The organism is Ramlibacter sp., assembly GCF_035554825.1.
Lineage (GTDB): Bacteria > Pseudomonadota > Gammaproteobacteria > Burkholderiales > Burkholderiaceae_C > Ramlibacter.
Genome location: NZ_DATMHS010000009.1, coordinates 1 through 17566 on the forward strand (window position 1 = coordinate 1; position 17566 = coordinate 17566).

At 70.6% G+C, this 17566-nt stretch carries 17 protein-coding genes; 10 read left to right on the forward strand and 7 right to left on the reverse strand.

The features are described from left to right. The first annotated feature begins 201 nt into the window (after positions 1–201). Both VNT59_RS00505 and VNT59_RS00510 read left to right on the forward strand, forming a co-directional pair. Positions 202–603, forward strand: a complete 402-nt coding sequence (locus VNT59_RS00505; protein WP_325495558.1) for a ribonuclease domain-containing protein — start codon at positions 202–204, stop codon at positions 601–603. Positions 604–651: 48 nt separating this feature from the next. Then, complete coding sequence (locus tag VNT59_RS00510; RefSeq protein ID WP_325495560.1) at positions 652–1080, forward strand: barstar family protein; 429 nt, start codon at positions 652–654, stop codon at positions 1078–1080. A 275-nt stretch (positions 1081–1355) separates the two neighbouring features. On the opposite strand, the gene rsmA is transcribed toward VNT59_RS00510, so the two are convergent. From rsmA to VNT59_RS00525, 3 genes are read right to left on the reverse strand one after another with little or no spacing between them, the layout of a single operon-like run. After that, positions 1356–2123 (reverse strand): 16S rRNA (adenine(1518)-N(6)/adenine(1519)-N(6))-dimethyltransferase RsmA, encoded by a 768-nt coding sequence (rsmA, locus tag VNT59_RS00515; protein ID WP_325495562.1) that lies wholly within the window; start codon positions 2121–2123, stop codon positions 1356–1358. Further along, positions 2120–3481 carry a peptidylprolyl isomerase gene (locus VNT59_RS00520; RefSeq protein ID WP_325495564.1) on the reverse strand — a complete coding sequence of 454 codons (1362 nt, stop codon included), beginning with the start codon at positions 3479–3481 and terminating at the stop codon, positions 2120–2122. The genes rsmA and VNT59_RS00520 overlap by 4 nt, the downstream gene beginning before the upstream one ends. Before the next feature lie 4 nt (positions 3482–3485). Continuing rightward, a complete protein-coding gene (locus tag VNT59_RS00525) occupies positions 3486–5849 on the reverse strand; it encodes an LPS-assembly protein LptD (protein ID WP_325495566.1) in 2364 nt (787 codons plus the stop codon). A gap of 66 nt (positions 5850–5915) precedes the next feature. On the opposite strand from VNT59_RS00525, the gene VNT59_RS00530 reads away from it, so the two are divergent. From VNT59_RS00530 to VNT59_RS00540, 3 genes are all read left to right on the forward strand, one after another. Beyond that, positions 5916–7007 (forward strand): aminoglycoside phosphotransferase family protein, encoded by a 1092-nt coding sequence (locus VNT59_RS00530; RefSeq protein ID WP_325495568.1) that lies wholly within the window; start codon positions 5916–5918, stop codon positions 7005–7007. After that, positions 6988–7740 (forward strand): 16S rRNA (uracil(1498)-N(3))-methyltransferase, encoded by a 753-nt coding sequence (locus VNT59_RS00535; protein WP_325495570.1) that lies wholly within the window; start codon positions 6988–6990, stop codon positions 7738–7740. Before VNT59_RS00530 ends, VNT59_RS00535 begins: the two co-directional genes overlap by 20 nt. Positions 7741–7847: 107 nt before the next feature. Next, positions 7848–9023 carry an MFS transporter gene (locus VNT59_RS00540; protein ID WP_325495572.1) on the forward strand — a complete coding sequence of 392 codons (1176 nt, stop codon included), beginning with the start codon at positions 7848–7850 and terminating at the stop codon, positions 9021–9023. Here the strand turns inward: VNT59_RS00540 and VNT59_RS00545 are convergent. Both VNT59_RS00545 and VNT59_RS00550 read right to left on the reverse strand, forming a co-directional pair. Further along, positions 8995–9840, reverse strand: coding sequence for a lysophospholipase (locus tag VNT59_RS00545; RefSeq protein ID WP_325495574.1), 846 nt, complete (start codon positions 9838–9840; stop codon positions 8995–8997). The genes VNT59_RS00540 and VNT59_RS00545 overlap by 29 nt on opposite strands. Before the next feature lie 16 nt (positions 9841–9856). Further along, complete coding sequence (locus VNT59_RS00550) at positions 9857–11329, reverse strand: M20 family metallopeptidase (protein WP_325495576.1); 1473 nt, start codon at positions 11327–11329, stop codon at positions 9857–9859. A 106-nt stretch (positions 11330–11435) separates the two neighbouring features. Here VNT59_RS00550 and VNT59_RS00555 point away from each other — a divergent pair, with 106 nt between their 5' ends. Together VNT59_RS00555 and VNT59_RS00560 are read left to right on the forward strand one after the other, a co-directional pair. Further along, positions 11436–12233, forward strand: a complete 798-nt coding sequence (locus VNT59_RS00555; protein ID WP_325495578.1) for a DUF72 domain-containing protein — start codon at positions 11436–11438, stop codon at positions 12231–12233. A 147-nt stretch (positions 12234–12380) separates the two neighbouring features. Next, on the forward strand, positions 12381–12572 hold the full coding sequence (locus VNT59_RS00560; protein ID WP_325495580.1) for a DUF3606 domain-containing protein: 192 nt from the start codon (positions 12381–12383) through the stop codon (positions 12570–12572). Positions 12573–12630: 58 nt separating this feature from the next. On the opposite strand, the gene VNT59_RS00565 is transcribed toward VNT59_RS00560, so the two are convergent. Both VNT59_RS00565 and VNT59_RS00570 read right to left on the reverse strand, forming a co-directional pair. Then, positions 12631–13572, reverse strand: a complete 942-nt coding sequence (locus VNT59_RS00565) for a beta-propeller fold lactonase family protein (protein WP_325495582.1) — start codon at positions 13570–13572, stop codon at positions 12631–12633. Between the two features lie 6 nt (positions 13573–13578). After that, the gene (locus VNT59_RS00570; protein ID WP_325495584.1) at positions 13579–14145 is read right to left on the reverse strand and encodes a cytochrome b; all 567 of its coding nucleotides are present in this window, start codon (positions 14143–14145) and stop codon (positions 13579–13581) included. Positions 14146–14320: 175 nt separating this feature from the next. Here VNT59_RS00570 and VNT59_RS00575 point away from each other — a divergent pair, with 175 nt between their 5' ends. The 3 genes from VNT59_RS00575 to VNT59_RS00585 are packed head-to-tail and all read left to right on the forward strand — an operon-like array spanning position 14321 to position 17483. Next, on the forward strand, positions 14321–16093 hold the full coding sequence (locus tag VNT59_RS00575) for a methanol/ethanol family PQQ-dependent dehydrogenase (protein WP_325495586.1): 1773 nt from the start codon (positions 14321–14323) through the stop codon (positions 16091–16093). Continuing rightward, positions 16090–16902 carry a quinoprotein dehydrogenase-associated putative ABC transporter substrate-binding protein gene (locus VNT59_RS00580; protein WP_325495587.1) on the forward strand — a complete coding sequence of 271 codons (813 nt, stop codon included), beginning with the start codon at positions 16090–16092 and terminating at the stop codon, positions 16900–16902. Before VNT59_RS00575 ends, VNT59_RS00580 begins: the two co-directional genes overlap by 4 nt. After that, complete coding sequence (locus tag VNT59_RS00585) at positions 16899–17483, forward strand: c-type cytochrome (RefSeq protein ID WP_325495589.1); 585 nt, start codon at positions 16899–16901, stop codon at positions 17481–17483. Before VNT59_RS00580 ends, VNT59_RS00585 begins: the two co-directional genes overlap by 4 nt. Positions 17484–17566 lie beyond the last annotated feature (83 nt).

The following is a 17566-nucleotide window of genomic DNA, read 5'->3' on the forward strand; positions in this document are numbered from 1 at the left end:
AACGCCGCCCGCTAAGGCGCCTTGTGAGAGCCTGCGCTCACTTCGGAGCGCCGGCACGAATCCCAAAAGTCCATGCCGGCTGCCCAAAAATTGGGCAGCCGCTTGCGTTTTGGGGTCGGATAAGTCACACTACCGCCTTGATTTTTCCGGGTTAACCCGGAGTGGCGTCCCCGAGAAAGGCGCCCGAGAGAAGGTTTGTTCATGGCGCCCATCGCCGCTGTCAAGTTTGCGCTTACTAGCATCTTGCTTGCAGCATCGGTCGCCGTCCCCCAGGCGCAAGCCCGGGGTTGGACCGACCCACCTGAAGTCAGCAGGCTGGCCCCGATGCGGGTCGCCGAACTGCCGACGCAGGCTCGGGACATCTACGGACGGATCCGGCAAGGCGGACCGTTCCAGTACGAGAAGGACGGCTCGGTGTTCGGCAACAGGGAACGGACGCTCCCTCGCGCCACGCGCGGGTATTACCGCGAGTACACCGTGCCCACGCCAGGATCGCGCGACCGGGGAGCCCGGCGCATCGTGTGCGGCGGGCCGACCCTGGCGCCCCACACCTGCTACTACAGCGCTGACCACTACGCCAGTTTTCGACAGATTGTGGAGTGACCCCCGATGAAGCGGGACTTGTTTGTGACTATGGAAAGAGACACGGAGATGGACGCACCACTTCGTAAGGAACCCGGCGAGGCGCCGCTCAAGGGCATCCGCAACAACATCGTGCAGTCCATCCGCGCCTTCAGGGTGCAGGACCTGCAGCATGCCGCGCGTTCCCTCGGCCACCATTTCCTCTACGCCAACCTGGCCGCCGGCCAGAGCAAGCAGGAAGTGCTGGAGCTGATCGCCCAGCAGTTCATGCTGCCGGCCCATTTCGGGAAGAACTTCGACGCGCTGTACGACTGCATGACCGACCCGGTCCACAAGTCCGGGCCGCAGCCCGGCTTCATCGTCGTGCTCGAGCAGATTCCCGCCAACGCCAAGTTCGACAAGGAAGCGCGCGAGCAGCTGCTCGACATTTTCCGGGACACCGCCGATTACTGGGCGGACCGGAAGATACCGTTCAGGTGCTTCTATTCTTTTCTGTAGCCCGTTCTGCACAAACCAGCCAAGCAGAACGGGCGAACGAGGCTCAAGGCACCGAAGCACCCGCTCCGGCCGCCACCGACAACGGCGAGAAGATGCCCACCGACAAGCTGGTGGACGTGTCGCCCCTGGCGCTGCGCATGAGCAGCCCCTTCAACGCCGGGTATTGGCTTGCCGCGGCGTAGTTCTGAAGACACCGCGTTTTCAGCACTGATCTCATCAGGGAAAAACGGCCGGGAGACCCGGCCGTTTTTCTTTTGCGGGGCGCGTCCTGGGCGTTATCCCACCGCGACCTGCTGCGCCAGCGCGACGTACTCGTGCACCGGCACTTCCTCGGCCCGCCGCTGCAGGTCGAAAGCGCCGGCGAAGCGGCGCTGCTCCAGCCATTTGCCCAGGCTGTGCCGCAGCAGCTTGCGGCGCTGGCTGAAGGCCGCCTGGACGAGCTCCGAGAGCAGCTGCTCGTCGACTGCGGCCGGGTTCGCCAGCGGGACCATCCGCACCACGGCGCTGTCGACCTTCGGCGGCGGATCGAACGACGTCGGCGGCACGAACAGCACGTCCGCCATCTCGTAGCGCCACTGCAGCATGACCGACAGGCGCCCGTAGTCGCTGGTGGCGGGGCGCGCCACCATCCGGTCGATCACTTCCTTCTGCAGCATGAAATGCTGGTCGGCGATGCTCGCCACATGCTGCAGCAGGTGAAACAGGATCGGGGTCGAGATGTTGTAGGGCAGGTTGCCGACGACGCGCAGCTTGGCGCCGGCCATCGATCGCGCCAGCGCGCCGAAGTCCACCCGCAGCACATCCGCCTCGATCACGTCCAGCTGCGGGTGCTTGCGCAACCGGGCGGCGAGGTCGCGATCGAGCTCGATCACGGCCAGCCGGCCGAGCCGCTCGACCAGCGGCTGCGTGAGGGCCGCCAGCCCGGGACCGATCTCCACCATCGGCTGGCCCGGCCGGGGGTCGATCGCCCGCACGATGGCGTCGATGATCGCCGGATCGGTCAGGAAGTGCTGGCCGAAGCGCTTGCGGGCGACGTGCTTCAAGTCGGCGGCTCGCGGAACTCCACGTAGGCGCGGCCGCGCACCTCCTGCGCCCACTGCTCGTAGGCCTCGTCGAGTTTCTTCTCGCGCAGCAGGTTGCGGGCGATCTCGCGCTGCTCGCGCTGGCTGAGCGTGGCCTGCCGCCGCTCCAGCACCTGGATCAGATGGACGCCGAACCGCGAGACGATCGGATCGGACATCTGGCCGGGCTGCAAGCCCTCGACGACTTCTTCGAACTCGGGCACGAACAGGCCGGGGCCGGCCCAGCCCAGGTCGCCACCCTTGGCCGCGCTTGCGTCCTGCGAGTGCTCGCGCGCCAGCTGCGCGAAATCGGCCTGGCCGGCCAGCACGCGCCGCTTGTAGTCGGCCAGGCGCTGGCGCGCCGCGGTCTCGGTCAGCTGGGCGCTGGTGCGCAGCAGGATGTGGCGGGCATGGGTTTGCACCACCTGGCCGTCGGCCACGCCGCCGCGCCGCTTCTCGATCACCTTGACCACGTGGAAGCCGGCACCGGAGCGGATCACGTCGCTGACGCCGCCTTCGGCCACGTTCTGCACCGCCTGCAGGAACAGCGGCGGATAGCGGTCGCCGGAGCGCAGGCCGACGGCCCCGCCGCTTTGCGCCGCGCCGGGCGCGTCCGACAGCTCGCGGGCGAGCTTGGCGAAATCCTCGCCGGCGCGCGCCCGGTCGCGCGCCCGCGCCGCCTTCTGGCGCAGCGTCTCGATCTGCGCCGGCGTCGCGTTGTCGGGCACCGCCACCAGGATGTGCGCGAGGTTCAGCTCCATGCTGGCCGGATCGTTGCTGTTCTTGCGTTCGCGCAGGAACTGGTCGACCTCGAGGTCGGTCACCTTGATGCGCGCCTCGAGTTCGCGCTCGCGCAGCCGCGTGAGCAGCAGCTGGTTGCGCAGCTCCTCGCGGAACCCCGCCAGCGGGATGCCGTCGGCCTGCAGCCGGCGCCGGAATTCCGCCACCTCGAGCTGGTTCTGGCGGGCGATGTTCTGCTCGGCCTGGTCGACCGATGCCTCCTGCACCTGCAGGCCGTTCTCGCGCGCCAGCTGCAGCTGCGCCTTCTCGCTGATCAGGCGCTCGAGCACCTGCCGGGCGAACTCGCCCGGCGGCGGCACCGGCTGCCCGGTCTGCGCCAGCTGCTGCTCGAAGCGGGCCATCCGCACCCGCACCTCGTTGTTGGTGATCGGCTCGGAATTGACGACGGCCACGATGTAGTCCGCCGCGCGGGGGCCGCTCGGCACGGCGGGGCGCGCGGCGCCGGGGCTCGCGCGCAGGCCCTGCGCGGAGGCCGGCAGGCTCACGGCCAGGGCCTGGGCGGCGCAGGCGAGCCACAGGACGAAGGGGCGATGGTTCATCTGGTCAATCGTAATTGGTGAAGCGGCTGGGGGGCCGGACCTCCTCGCGCAGGTACTGGTAGCGCGGGATATTCTCCTTGAGCCGCTGCAGCGCGTTGGTTCCGAGCCGGGTGAAGCCGACGAACTCGAGCTGGAACAGGATCCGCTTGTTCGCCGTGTTGGTGCTGCTTTGCAGCCGCTCGAAGACGATGCGCCCCAGCCAGCAGCCGGCGTCGTACTCCAGGCCGACGATGGTGTCCACCACCCGCCGGTCCTTCAGGCTCAGGTTCAGGCGTCCGACACTGTACCAGCGTCCCTCGCCTTCCCCGCGGCCGGGACCGAGATTCTGGCCGCGGTCACCCCAGAGGTCGTTCAGCGGCCACTGCCAGCCGAGGTCAAGCTGCTCGGACATGCCCCGCTGCAGGCGGTAGGCGGCGCTGACCACGCGGTAGTTGCCGGGGTTGTAGCGGCCGCCGAGCGTGGAACGCTCCGAACGGCCGGTCTTCGGGTTGTACTGGACCGTGGAATCCAGGCTCCACTGCGGCGTCCAGTTGATGGTGGCGCCGAACAGCAGGTCCGACAGCCGTTCGCTCACCGGCGTGCCGCCCGGGAGGACGACCCGCTGGTCCTTGAAGCGCAGCCGCTGCGCGACGCCGAAGCGCGCCGCCTCGGCGCCGGTCTGCGCATCCAGCAGCCGGGTGCTGGCGCCGAGCGTCAGCAGGTGCGTGTCCGAGATGCGGTCGTTGCCGACGAACTCGTTCTCGGTGTAGATCGTCGCGAAGTTGAAGTCCTTCAGCGCCGTGTCGTAGTTGGGCAGCAGGCTCTGCTCGCGGAACGGCGTGTAGACGTAGAACGCGCGCGGCTCCAGCGTCTGGCGGAAGCTGCGCCCGAAGAAGCTGGCGTCGCGCTCGAACACCAGGCCGCTGTCGAGGCTGGCCGTCGGGACCGCGCGCGCGGCCGACGTCGCGCCATTGGCCAGCGGCGCGTCGAACTGGTAGCGGGTCGCATGCAGCTGCAGCTTCGGCGTGACGAACCATCCGGGCGTCTGCCACGGGCGGCTGATCTGGGCGAAGGCGAAGGTACGGTGCGCGTTCGGCTGGCCGGTGAGCCGGCGCGGCGCCTCGAAGCGGGTGGAGTCGGCCTCCAGCAGCGTCTCCAGGCCGAGCGGCAGCCGGTCGCGGGCGTAGCGCGCGACCACCTGGGGCAGCCGGTCGTACGGCGGCACGATCGGCGCATCGACGTCCTGCAGCACCTGCCACTTCAGCGCCCGCGCCATCACCGACAGGTCGCCGCGCGCCCACGACAGGGCGCCGTCGTTGGCGAGCAGGCGCTGGGTGAGCGACGCGGTGGTGCGCGAGAAGTCGCGCCAGTAGTTGTCGTCGCTGACCCGGTTGAGATTGAGGTTGAGCCCGAGCGGGCCGAGCGGCGAACCGCTGAAGATCGCACCGTCGTGGCGCGCGGCAAAGCCCCAGCGATCGCGATGGCGCAGGCTGTCGCCCGGCATGTAGTTGGCGCGCACCTGGCCGTTGTAGGCCGACTCGAGGTAGCGGAACTCCGCGCCGAGGTCGACCCCGCGCCTGGTCATCAGCGTCGGATAGAGCGTCGCGTCGCGGTTCGGCGCGATGTTCCAGTAGTACGGCAGGGTGAGCTCGACCCCGTTCAGGTTGTCCAGGCCGATCGTCGGCGGCAGCACGCCCGACTTGCGCTTGTCGCTGAGCGGGAAGCTCAGGCCCGGGATCGGCAGGATCGGCAGGCCCTTGAAGCTCAGGACCGCGTTGGTCGCCTGGCCGGTCTCCTCCTCGTTGTCGATGCGAATGCTGGCCGCGCGCAGGATCCAGTCCGGCATCCAGCTCGGCCCGGGCCGCGCCTGGCAGGTGGTGTAGGTCGCGTTGCGGATGATCGCCCGCTTGTCGTCGATGAAGTCGACCCGGTCGGCCTGCCCGTACGCATCGTTGCGCAGGAAGCGGTAATGCGGCTGGGTGAAAAAGCCCTCGAAGGACTCCACCTTCAGTTCCAGCAGCGGACCCTCGAAGACGTTGCCGGCGCGATTGAGGTGCACGTTGCCGCGGGCCCGCGCCAGGTCGTCGGGCTGGTAGTACTCGAGCCGGTCGGCGCGGATCAGCGTGTCGCCCCGGCGCAGCTGCGCACCGCCTTCCACCACCGTTTCCAGATCGGGCCGGCCGAAGACATGCTCGCCCTCCAGGAAGATCGGCAGCTCGCGCGCCTGCGCTCCGGGGATGTCTTCGCGCAGTTGCGCGCTCGGCCTGAGCACCATCGGCGCGGCGTCCTGGGCCCGCGCCAGCTGGGGCTGCAGCACGGCCAAGGCAAGCAGCGCTACCGGCGTGAGGGCGAAGCGGGCGCGGAACGCCTTGGAAGTCGAGTCGTGCATCGAAGTGCTGGCTGTGCCGGCGCGGCGTCGCGGCGTCGGAGACTGCATTTGTAGAATGGATTATCCATGAGCGTTCCTGCGAACTCCCCCCTGCAAGCTCCAGTGCCCGTGGCCTGGAACGATCCCGGCCGCGCCGCCGCGTTTGCCCGCTGGCTGGAACAGGTCGCCGGCCCGCACCGGCTGGCGCCGGGCAGCGTCCGGCTGGCCTCCGCCGATGCCAGCTTCCGGCGCTACCTGCGCGTGGACACCACGGATGGGCACAGCCGGATCGTCATGGACGCCCCGCCGGACAAGGAGGACTGCCGCCCCTTCGTCCACGTCGACCGGCTGATGCTCGAGGCCGGCCTGAACGCCCCCCGCATCCACGCGTGGGACGAAGCCGCGGGCTTCATGCTGATGGACGACCTGGGCACGCGCACCATGATCGAGGCGGTCGGCGCCGAGCCGGACCGGCCGACCCAGCAGCTCTACCTGCGCGCCGTCGACGCGCTGGTGGCCTGGCAGCTGGCATCCAGGCCGGGCGAACTGCCGCGCTACGACGAAGCGCTGCTGGCACGCGAACTCGCCCTGTTCCCGGACTGGTACCTGGCGCGGCACCGCGGCACCAGCGTCGAAGGATCGTTGCGTGACACGCTGGCGCAGACGTTCAAGCTCATCATCGAACGCAACCTGGCGTCGCCGTCGGTGTACGTGCACCGCGACTTCATGCCGCGCAACCTGATGATTCCGGGCGACCCGTCGGAGCCGCGCCTGGGTGTACTCGACTTCCAGGACGCCGTCGAAGGGCCGATCACCTACGACATCGCCAGCCTGATGCGCGATGCGTTCCTCAGCTGGGACGAGGAGTTCGTGCTGGACATCACGGTGCGCTACTGGCAGGCGGCGCAAAAGGCCGGACTGCCGGTGGATCCCGACTTCGGCGAGTTCTACCGCGCCGTCGAGTGGATGGGGCTGCAGCGGCACCTGAAGGTGGCCGGCATCTTCGCGCGCCTGACGCTGCGCGACGGCAAGCCCAAGTACCTCGCCGACGCGCCCCGCTTCATCGGCTACATCCGGGCCACCGCCAGCCGCTACCGCGAGCTGGCGCCGCTGCTGCGGCTGATCGACGAGGTCGAGGGCATCCAGCCCGCGACGGCCTATGCCTTCGGCCGCGTCTGAGGCGGCGCGCGGGCCGCGCTTCCATTGCCCGGGACCGCTCGCGGCGCAGCAGGTGCTGGCGCTGCCGGCCGGCGCCGCGCGCCATGTCCAGGTGCTGCGGCTGCAACCCGGCGCGCCGATCACGCTGTTCGACGGCAACGGCGGCGAATGGCGCGCCACCGTGCAGCAGATGGGCCGCAGCGAGGTGGCGGTGCGGGTGGACGCGCATGTCGACGTCGAGCGCGAAGCGGGCACCGCCGTGCACCTGGCCGTCGGCATCCCGGCCAACGAGCGGATGGACTGGCTGGTCGAGAAGGCCACCGAACTCGGCGCGGCCAGCATCCAGCCGCTGGTGGCGCAGCGCAGCGTGGTGCGCCTGTCCGGCGAGCGCGCCCAGCGCAAGCAGGCGCACTGGCAGGCGATCGCCATCGCCGCCTGCGAGCAGTGCGGCCGCAACCGGGTGCCGCCGATCCATGCGCCGCTGGAACTCGCCGACTGGCTGCAGCGCCTGGCGCAGGAAGCCGCCGCCGCGCCCGGCCACCGGTGGCTGCTCTCGCTGGAGTCCGGTGCCCAGCAGGCGCCGGCGGCAGATGAGGCGGACACCCTCACGCTGCTCTCCGGCCCCGAGGGCGGGCTGGCTCCGGCCGAGGAAGCTGCCGCCCGCGCCGCCGGCTTCCTGCCGCGCTCGCTCGGACCGCGGGTGCTGCGCGCCGAAACCGCCCCGTTGGCGGCGCTGGCGCGCTGGGCCCGATAGGCCGGCGCGGCGGTGCGCAGCGCGGCCGCCGCGGGCAGCTCGACCGGAAACAGCCCAGAATAGGGCCCAGTGCCGCGTCCGCGCGGCACCTCGCGGAAAGCAACACGATGAACAGAAACCTCGGCCTGCTGGCACTCTGCCAGGGCCTCTTCCTGACCAACAACGTCACCTTCATCGCCATCAACGGCCTGGTCGGACTGGCGCTGGCGCCGTACGGCTGGATGGCGACACTGCCGGTGATGGGATACGTGGTCGGCGGGGCGCTCTCGACCGGGGTGGTCGCCAGGACCCAGGCGCGGTTCGGGCGCAAGACCGCGTTCCAGACCGGCCTGGTCGTCGCGCTGCTGTCCGCCCTGCTGTGCACGGCGGCGGCATCGACCCGCAATTTCTGGCTGCTGTGCTTTTCCACCGTGGTCGCCGGCTACTACAACGCCAATGCCGGCCTGTACCGGTTCGCCGCAGCCGAGCTGGCCGGCCGCACCGCGCCGGAAAAGGCGGTGTCGTGGGTGATGGCGGGCGGGCTGCTGGGCGCCGTGGTCGGGCCCAACCTGGCGGCCCGCACCCGCAACCTGTTCGACGTGCCCTTCGCCGGCGCGTACATCTCGCTGGCCGCGGTCGCGCTGCTGGGCCTGGCGGCGCTGTCCTTCATCGAGTTCCCGCCGGCGCCGGCCAGGAAGGCCAGCCAGGGCGGCCGGCCGCTCTCGGAGATCATGAGGCAGCCGGTGTTCCTGGTCGCCGCGGTGTCGGGCGCGCTCAGCTACGGCGTGATGAACCTGCTGATGGCCGCCACGCCGATCGCCATGCAGCAATGCGCGTTGCCCTTCGCCGATGCGGCGCTGGTGCTGCAATGGCACGTGATCGGGATGTTCGTGCCGGGCTTCTTCACCGGCAGCCTGATCCGGCGCTTCGGCACGCTGCCGGTGATGGCCGTGGGCGTGGCGCTGAACCTGGCCTGCATCATGATTGCGTTGTCCGGCGTCGAGCTGCACCAGTTCCTGGGCGCCCTGTTCCTGCTCGGTGTCGGCTGGAACTTCCTGTTCACCGGCAGCACCACCCTGTCGCTGTCGGCCTACACGCCCGAAGAGCGCGACCGCGCGCAGGGGGCGCTCAATTTCTTCGTGTTCGCGACCTTGGCGCTCAGCTCCTTCTCCTCGGGCGTGCTGGTGACGACCCAGGGCTGGCAGCTGCTCAATTACGGCTCGCTGGTGCCGGTCGCCGTCACGGCCGCCCTGCTGCTGTGGCTGGCGCTGCGGCTCAGAACCGCGCCTGCAGCCACTGCCTGAGGGCCTCCAGCACCGGCTGCGCGTCGACCTCGTTGAAGATCTCGTGGAAGAGATCGTCGAAGCAGCGCGCCGTCACCAGCGACGGCGGTGCCGCCCGGGCAAAGGCGCGGCTGCCCTGCGGATTCACCAGCCGGTCGGCGCCGGCGTACAGCAGCAGCGTCGGCACCTTCCACTGCGCCGCGCGGCCCAGCACCTGCGGCCCTTCCTCGGCAATGAACAGCGCCAGCCGGCCCGAGATGCGGTCATGCACCAGCGGGTCGGCGCGGTAGGCCGCCACCACCCCGGGGTCATGCGAGAGAAAGTCCGGGTCGAGCCCGTTGCCGACCGTGAGGTCGGGCGCGATCCGCGGCAGGGTCGCCAGCAGGAATTTCTGGAGCGGGCCGAGGCCGGCATCGAACGCGGGCGAGGACAACACCAGGCCGTCGACGGCCGCGCCGTGGCGGGCCACGAGGCTCGCCGCCACCAGCCCGCCCAGGCTGTGCCCCAGCAGGATCACCGGCAGCTGCGCGCCCAGCCGCCGGCGCGTGCTGTCGATCACGTCGGCGAGATCGTCGAGCAGGCGGGTGGCGCCGGACAGGCCGCCGCGCTGGCCGCTCGATTCGCCGTGGCCGTACTGGTCGTAGCCGCGCACCGCATAGCCCCAGCCGGCGAGATGCCCCGCCAGCCGCTCGTAGCGGCCGGCATGCTCGCCCAGGCCGTGCACCAGCACCACCACGCCGCGCACCGCCGTCCCCGGCGGCACGGCCCAGTCGTGCAGCGCGATGTTCTCGCCGTCACTGGCGGTGAACGGCGTCAGGATGGCGTCGTGAAGCCGCATCGGCGCGCGGACCGCTTCAGGGCAGTTGCGCGATCACCTGCGCGACGGCCGCGGTGAGCTTTTTCGCATAGGGCACGTGCAGGAACTCATTGGGCCCATGCGCGTTGCTCTTGGGCCCCAGCACGCCGCAGACCATCATCTGCGCCTTGGGGAAGCCCTGGCTCAGCATGTTCATCAGCGGGATGGTGCCGCCCTGGCCGATGTAGCCGCAGGGCGCGCCGAAGTGCGCCTGCGACGCCTGGTTCAGCGCCTGCTCGAACCAGGCCGCGCTCGACGGCGCGTTCCAGCCGCTGGCGGCGCCGCCTGGTTCGAACGTCACCTTGGCCTGGTAAGGGGCGTTGTCCTCCAGCAGCGTCTTGAGTTCGCGCATCGCCTGCGGCGCGTCCACCAGCGGCGGCAGCCGCAGCGACAGCTTGAACGCGGTGTACGGACGCAGCACGTTGCCGGCGTCCCGCAGCGCCGGAAAGCCGTCGGCGCCGGTCACCGACAGCGTCGGGGTCCAGGTGCGGTTGACGAGCGCCTGCAGCGGGTCGGTGGTGGTGGGCAGCGCAAAGGCCGTCGAGCCGCCGCAGTCCCAGTGCGCCCAGGGGAAGCGCTTGTACACCTCGTCGCCCAGGATCGCCGCGGTGGCGCGGGCCTGCTCGAGCCGGTCGGCCGGAACCTCGCAGTGGAAGCTGGCCGGCAGCAGCCGCCCGCTCTTGCTGTCCTCCAGCCGGTCGAGCACCTGCCGCATGATCCGGAAGCTCGAGGGCACCAGCCCCGACGCGTCGCCGGAGTGCACGCCCTCGGTCAGGATCTCCACCTTCAGGGTGCCGCTGGCCATGCCCCGCAGCGACGTGGTCAGCCACAGCTGGTCGTAGTTGCCGGCGCCCGAGTCCAGGCAGACCACCAGCGCCACGTCGCCCAGCCGCGGGCGCAGCGCGTCGATGTACGGCAGCAGGTCGTAGGAGCCCGATTCCTCGCAGGTTTCGATCAACCCGACGATGCGCGGGTGCGGCACCTGCTGCGACTGCAGGGCCTGCACCGCCGCGATGCTGGCGTAGACCGCGTAGCCGTCGTCGGCGCCGCCGCGGCCGTAGAGCTTCCCGTCCTCGTACTTGGGCGTCCAGGGCCCGAGGTCGGAGCGCCAGCCGGTGAATTCGGGCTGCTTGTCGAGATGCCCGTACATGAGCACGGTCTGCGCCGACTGGCGCTGCGAGGCGGCGATCTCGAAGAAGATCACCGGCGTGCGGCCGGGCAAGCGGACGATCTCGAGCGTGAGACCGGCGACGCGCTGCGCCTCGACCCAGGCGGCGGCGTTGCGCACCACCGTCTCGATGTGGCCGTGCTGCGCCCATTGCGGATCGAACCCCGGGGACTTGGCCGGAATCGCGATGTAGTCGGTGAGCTGGCGCACGATGTCGCCGTCCCACTGGGCGGTGACGTGCTGGAGGGCGGCGGCGGGATCGAGCAGCCCGGCGGGGAGTTCACGGTGCAAGGGAGCGTTCATGGCCGGAATCGTGGCGAAAAACCGCCACTGTACCCCGGACGGCGGAACGGGCAACCCGTGGAGACCACGACGCCCGCGGGCGCCGGCGGGGCGCTAGAGTCGGCCCATGGCACGAGAAGGCGCGCAATCGACCCCCGGCGGCACCATGCCGCCGACAGCCCCGCGCATCCGCGTGGGCATCGGCGGCTGGAACTACGCGCCCTGGCGCGGCACCTTCTTTCCGCCGGGCCTGCCGCACCGGCTGGAGCTGGCCCACGCCAGCCGCCAGCTCACGGCGATCGAGGTCAACGCGACCTACTACCGCACCCTCCAGCCGGCGACCTTCGCCAGCTGGCGCGAGCAGACGCCGCCGGGCTTCGTCTTCTCGCTCAAGGCGAGCCGCTTCGCCACCAATCGCAAGGTGCTCGCCACCGCCGCCGAGCCGATCGCGCGCTTCGTCGGCAGCGGCATCGCCGAGCTGGGCGACAAGCTGGGGCCGCTGCTGTGGCAGTTCATGCCGACCAAGCGGTTCGACCCGGGCGACTTCGAGGCCTTCCTGCAGCTGCTGCCGCAGCGCGTCGGCGAGCGGCCGCTGCGGCACGTGCTGGACGTGCGGCACGAGAGCTTCGCCTGCCAGGCCTACCTCGACCTGGCCCGCCGCTATCGATGCACCACCGTCTACACCGATGCGCCGCAGTTCCCGGCGATCCCGGACGCGGCCAGCGAGCTCGCCTACCTGCGGCTGATGCGCAGCAGCGCCGACTGCCCCACCGGCTACCGGCCGGATGCGATCGCCGCCTGGGCCCAGGGGGCGCGCGCCTGGACCGCGATGGGCCCGCAGCGCGAGGTGTTCGTCTACTTCATCAACGGCGCCAAGGAACGCGCGCCGGCCGCCGCCGCCGAGCTGATCCGCGCGCTCGCGTGATCCCACACGGGCCCGGGCCCGCCAGCGGCATTTTTCCTATAGCGGCGTCAGAACCGGATGACAGCGTGTTTCGCCGTCCCCCCTCAGGCTACATGCGGTGACGAGCATCCAATCATGGAAACGACACAAAATGCAGGAGTTCCCGCCATGGCTTACGTCTTCGAAACCGTGCCGGCCGACCGCGGCCTCATCGATCTGGACGACCCGCGCGAGGTGAACTGGTGGAGCAAGCGCTTCGGCTGCAGTCCGCAACAGCTGCGGCAGGCGGTGGCTGAAGTCGGGAATTCGGCGGCGCAGGTGGAGCAACTGCTGGACGGCAAGGACATCGTCGCGCTCTGAGAGACGGACGGCGCGGGGCGGCCGCCGGTTCCCAGCGGCGCCGGCCGCGCTCGCGCCCCTACCTGATCGCCACGCCCCATGGCGCCTGCCCGACCGGCACCTCGGCCACCTTGACCAGCCGCTGCGTGTCGATCACCGAAACCGTGTTGGAACGGCCGTTGGCCACATACAGCTTGGCGCCGTCCGGCGTCAGCGCCATGTTCCACGGGCGCTGGCCGGCCGGGACCGTCGCCACCACGCGCCGCGACGCCGTGTCGATCACCGAGACGCTGGCGCCGCGCCCGTTGGAGATGTAGACGCGCCCGCCGTCGGGCGCGATCGCCACGCCGTTGGAAAACTCCCCGGCCGCGATCCTGGCAATCGGCCGCTGCGCGGCGGTGTCGATCACGTACACGGTGCTGTCCAGCTCGCATGCGACATAGGCGTGGCGGCCATCGGCCGTGAACGCGATGCCGCGCGGCCGCCGCCCGACCTCGATCGCCGCGACCTGCCGCCGCGACGCCAGATCCACGACGTCGACCTGGGCGCCTTCCTCCGCCGTTACGTACAGCCAATGCCCGTCCGGGGAGAACGCAGCGTGCTCGGGGTTCCTGCCCTGCGTGGGGATGGTTGCCGCGACGGCGGCGGACGCGGTGTCGATCAGCACCACGGCGTTCGCCTCCTCCACGGCAGCGGCAAGCCAGCGGCCGTCGCGCGACAGCGCCAGGCCCTCCGGCGACTGGCCGAGCGGAATGCGCCCTTCCAGTTCACGCCGGCCCAGGTCGACGATCGCCAGCGCGTTGTTCGCCTGGTCGCTCAGGTACAGACGCCGCCCGTCCGCGCTGATCGCGATGCCGCGCGGCCGCCCGGCCACGTGCAGCACGGCCACCACGCTGTCGCGCTCGGTGTCGACGACGCTCACGGTGCCCGCCTTCTCGTTGGGCACGTAGGCGAACGGGGCGCTCCAGCCGGATGCGGCGGCGCCGAGCAGCAGCGCGGCAAGCAGGGGTCCAGGCTTCATCGCCAGTCAGCTCCCGTTCAGATGGGTGAGCGTAGGCAGTCCCATGCGCGCGCACACCGCATCGCGCCGCAGCCAGTGCCACAGCGCGGCGAGCACATGCACGCCGACCAAGGTCATGAGCAACCACACGCCGGCGGCGTGGAGCGCGGACATCAATTCCTTGGCAGCCGGCCATTCGTGGTTCCACGCCGGCAGCGCGATGCCGAAGTAACGCACCGGGTAGCGCGTGAAGTTCGAGCCGAGCAAGCCCGACAGCGGGAGCGCCAGCATGCACAGGTACAGCAGCGCGTGCGTGAGCCTTGCAGCGTGCCGCTGCCACGCGGTCAGTTGCGGGTCAGGCGCGACCGGGTGCCGCAGGCGCCACGCCAGCCGCCCGAGCGCGAGCGCGCCGATGCTCAGGCCGATCGACTTGTGCAGATTGAACCAGCCGGCGCGCAGACCGGGCGGCGATTTGGGCAGGTCCAGCATCCACCAGCCGAGCGCCAGCTGGGCGAACAGCGCCACGGCGAGCAGCCAGTGCAGCCACACCGCGATGCTGGTGTAGGAATCGGCCGTCGGACGAACGCGTTGCATGCGCAGGTTGACCCGGATGCGAAGTCAAAGGGGCACGCATGATGCCCCAAAAGCAAGCCCGCTGTGTAAACTGCGGCGCAAACACAAGACAACAAGGCAGCGGGCAGCGATGCACCGTCTGTCACGGGAGTGCCGCTGGGCGGCGAGCTGGGGCTGGTCAACTGTCGGAGACCGGATGAAGTACGCCTTGCTGGCTGCCCTGGCCATGCTGCCGACGCTCCCGCTGCCCGCGCTGGCGCAGCAGCCCGATGACGGCCAATGGACCATGGCCGCCAAGGACCACGCCAGCACGCGCTTCAGCAGCCTGGCCCAGATCACGGCCAGCAACGTCGCGCAGCTCAAGCCCGTCGTCACCTTTTCGATGGGCCAGGTCAAGGGCCAGGAAGCCGCGCCCATCGTCGCGGACAACACGATGTACATCGTGGGGCCGTACCCCAACCCGGTGTTCGCCCTCGACCTCACCAAGCCCGGCGCGCCGGTGAAGTGGAGATTCGAGCCGCAGCCCGAGGCCGCTTCGCAGGGCGTCGCCTGCTGCGACGTCGTGAACCGGGGCGCCGCCTACGACAACGGGCGCCTGTTCTTCAACACGCTGGACAACCAGACCATCGCGCTCGATGCGAAGACCGGGCGCGAACTGTGGCGAACGCGGCTCGGCAACATCCGGGTCGGCGAGAGCATGACCATGGCGCCCCTGGTCGTCAAAGGCAAGGTGCTGGTCGGCAACAGCGGCGGCGAGTTCGGCGTCCGCGGCTGGCTCACCGCGCTGGATGCCGCCAGCGGCAAGATCGTGTGGCGCGCCTACAGCACCGGACCCGACACCGACGTCCTGATCGGCAAGAACTTCAGGCCCTACTACAGCGCCGACCGCGGCAGCGACCTGGGCGTGAAGACCTGGCCGGCGGAGGCCTGGCGGATCGGCGGCGGCACCGTGTGGGGCTGGATCTCGTACGACGCCGAACTCGACCTGATCTACTACGGCACCGCCAATCCCGGGCCCTGGAATCCCGACCAGCGCCCCGGCGCCAACAAGTGGACCTCGGGCATCTTCGCGCGGCGGCCGGACACGGGCGAGGCGGTCTGGTTCTACCAGCTCAGCCCGCACGACCTGCACGACTACGACGGCGTCAACGAAAACGTGCTGGTCGACGCCGACCTCGGCGGGACCAGGCGCAAGCTGCTGCTCCATCCCGATCGCAACGGCTATCTCTACGCACTGGACCGGGCCACGGGCGAGGTGCTGTCGGCCACGCCGTTCGTGCACATCACGACCTCGCTCGGGGTGGACCTGCGCACCGGCGCGCTGCGCTACAACCCGGCCAAGGACCCGCGCGGCGGCGAAACCGTCCGCAACATCTGCCCGGCTTCACCCGGCGCCAAGGACTGGCAGCCCTCGGCCTGGTCGCCGCGCACGCGGCTGCTGTATCTGCCGCACCAGGACCTGTGTCAGGACGCGACCACCGGCGAGGTGAGCTACATCGCCGGAACGCCCTATGTGGGCACCGACGTGAAGATGTACGCCGGGCCGTCGGGGCACCGCGGCGTCTTCACTGCCTGGGATCCCGTGGCCGGCCGCAAGGCCTGGGAGATCCCCGAGCATTTCCCGGTGTGGAGCGGCGCCCTCGCGACCGCGGGCGACGTGGTGTTCTACGGCACCATGGACGGCTGGTTCAAGGCCGTCGACGCCAAGAGCGGCAAGCCACTGTGGCGCTTCAAGACCGCGTCGGGGGTGATCGGGCAACCGGTCTCCTACCGCGGGCCCGACGGCAAGCAATACATCGCGGTGCTGGCCGGCGTCGGCGGCTGGGCCGGCGCGATCGTCTCGGGCAACCTCGACCCGCGCGACAGCACGGCCGGCGGCGGCTTCGTCAATGCGATGAAAGACCTCAAGCAGGCCACCCAGGCCGGCGGCATGCTGTACATCTTCGCGCTGCCGGAGGGCGCCAAGTGAGGCACCTCGGCCTGCTGGCACTCTGCGTCGCCGGCGCGGCGGCGGCGCCGGCCGCGCGCGCGGCAGACCCGCAACCGCTGCAGGCACTGCGGGTCTGCGCCGACCCGGACAACCTGCCGCTGTCGCACCGCGACGGCACGGGTTTCGAAAACCGCATCGCGCAGCTCGCGGCGCAGGATCTGCGCCTGCCGCTCACGTACGAATGGCTGCCCGATCGGCGCGGCTTCGTGCGCAAGACCTTGGGCACCCGATTGTGCGACGTCATCATCGGCGTGCCGGCCCAGTTCGAGCGCACGCAGAACACGCGGCCCTACTACCGCTCCAGCTATGTCTGGGTCGAGCGCGAGCGCGACGGCATCGCGCCGTCGTCGTTCGACGACCCGCGGTTGGCGCGGCTGCGCATCGGGGTGCAGTTGATCGGCAACGACATGGCGGCATCCCCGCCCGGCGCCGCGCTCGCACGGCACGGGCTGATCGGCAACGTGGCCGGCTATCCGGTCGCCGGCGAGCAGCCGTCGGGGCAGCGGATGGCGGCGGCGCTCGCCGCCGGCGAGATCGACGCCGCGCTGGTCTGGGGACCGCAGGTCGGCTACTTCGCCCGCCGGGCGCCGGTGCCGTTGCGGGTGCGAGCGCTGGCCGCGCCCGCCGGCCTGCGCGGCCAGCCGTTCGAGTTCGCCATCGCGATGGGGGTGCGGCGCGGCGACGACGCGCTGCGCCAGGCGCTGGACGATTTCATCCAGCGGCGGCAGCCCGACATCGACCGCGTGCTCGCCGAGTACGCCGTGCCGACCGCGAGGGTCGCGCCGTGACGTGGCTGGCGGTGCGCCTGTTGGCACTGGTCTGCGCGCTCGCGCTGGGCGGCTGCGAGCGCGAGATGCGGCGCTTCACGACGCCCGAGGCCAACACCAGCCCGACCGAGAACGCCGACCGGGCCAGCACGCTGCAGCCGGCGATCGCGCTGACCGGCGGTGTCAGGACGGCGGTGAAGAACGTCAGCCCCTACGACGACAACGCGTATGCGGTGAACCAGGGCAAGCGCCTGTACCGCTGGTACAACTGCGGCGGCTGCCACGGCCTGGGCGGCGGCGGCGGCATGGGGCCGGCATTGATGGACAGCGAATGGCGCTACGGCAGCGACCCGGCCAGCATCTTCGCCACGATCACGCAGGGCCGGCCCAACGGCATGCCGTCATTCGGCGGCCACATCCCGGACGACCAGGTCTGGCAGCTCGTCGCCTACGTCCGGTCCATGAGCGGCTTGCTGCGCAAGGACGTCGCGCCCAGCCGGGGCGACATGATGCAGGCGGGTCCGGCCGAGAACGCGCGCGACAAGGCCTCGCCGCGACCCGAGAAGCCGCCGTCGCCCACGCCGCCGGGAGCGCCCCGATGAAGTCCTGCCTGCGCCGCCGCCACCTGCCCGGTCTGTTCGCCGCACTGGTGTCGCCGGCCTTCGCCGCTACGCCCCTGCCCGAC

Coding starts and splice junctions, on each gene's coding strand:
- VNT59_RS00505 (WP_325495558.1), top strand. CDS start 202: ATGGCGCCCATCGCCGCTGTCAAGTTTGCGCTTACTAGCATCTTGCTT.
- VNT59_RS00510 (WP_325495560.1), top strand. CDS start 652: ATGGACGCACCACTTCGTAAGGAACCCGGCGAGGCGCCGCTCAAGGGC.
- VNT59_RS00520 (WP_325495564.1), bottom strand. CDS start 3,481: ATGAACCATCGCCCCTTCGTCCTGTGGCTCGCCTGCGCCGCCCAGGCC.
- VNT59_RS00525 (WP_325495566.1), bottom strand. CDS start 5,849: ATGCACGACTCGACTTCCAAGGCGTTCCGCGCCCGCTTCGCCCTCACG.
- VNT59_RS00530 (WP_325495568.1), top strand. CDS start 5,916: ATGAGCGTTCCTGCGAACTCCCCCCTGCAAGCTCCAGTGCCCGTGGCC.
- VNT59_RS00535 (WP_325495570.1), top strand. CDS start 6,988: ATGCCTTCGGCCGCGTCTGAGGCGGCGCGCGGGCCGCGCTTCCATTGC.
- VNT59_RS00540 (WP_325495572.1), top strand. CDS start 7,848: ATGAACAGAAACCTCGGCCTGCTGGCACTCTGCCAGGGCCTCTTCCTG.
- VNT59_RS00545 (WP_325495574.1), bottom strand. CDS start 9,840: ATGCGGCTTCACGACGCCATCCTGACGCCGTTCACCGCCAGTGACGGC.
- VNT59_RS00550 (WP_325495576.1), bottom strand. CDS start 11,329: ATGAACGCTCCCTTGCACCGTGAACTCCCCGCCGGGCTGCTCGATCCC.
- VNT59_RS00555 (WP_325495578.1), top strand. CDS start 11,436: ATGGCACGAGAAGGCGCGCAATCGACCCCCGGCGGCACCATGCCGCCG.
- VNT59_RS00560 (WP_325495580.1), top strand. CDS start 12,381: ATGGCTTACGTCTTCGAAACCGTGCCGGCCGACCGCGGCCTCATCGAT.
- VNT59_RS00565 (WP_325495582.1), bottom strand. CDS start 13,572: ATGAAGCCTGGACCCCTGCTTGCCGCGCTGCTGCTCGGCGCCGCCGCA.
- VNT59_RS00570 (WP_325495584.1), bottom strand. CDS start 14,145: ATGCAACGCGTTCGTCCGACGGCCGATTCCTACACCAGCATCGCGGTG.
- VNT59_RS00575 (WP_325495586.1), top strand. CDS start 14,321: ATGAAGTACGCCTTGCTGGCTGCCCTGGCCATGCTGCCGACGCTCCCG.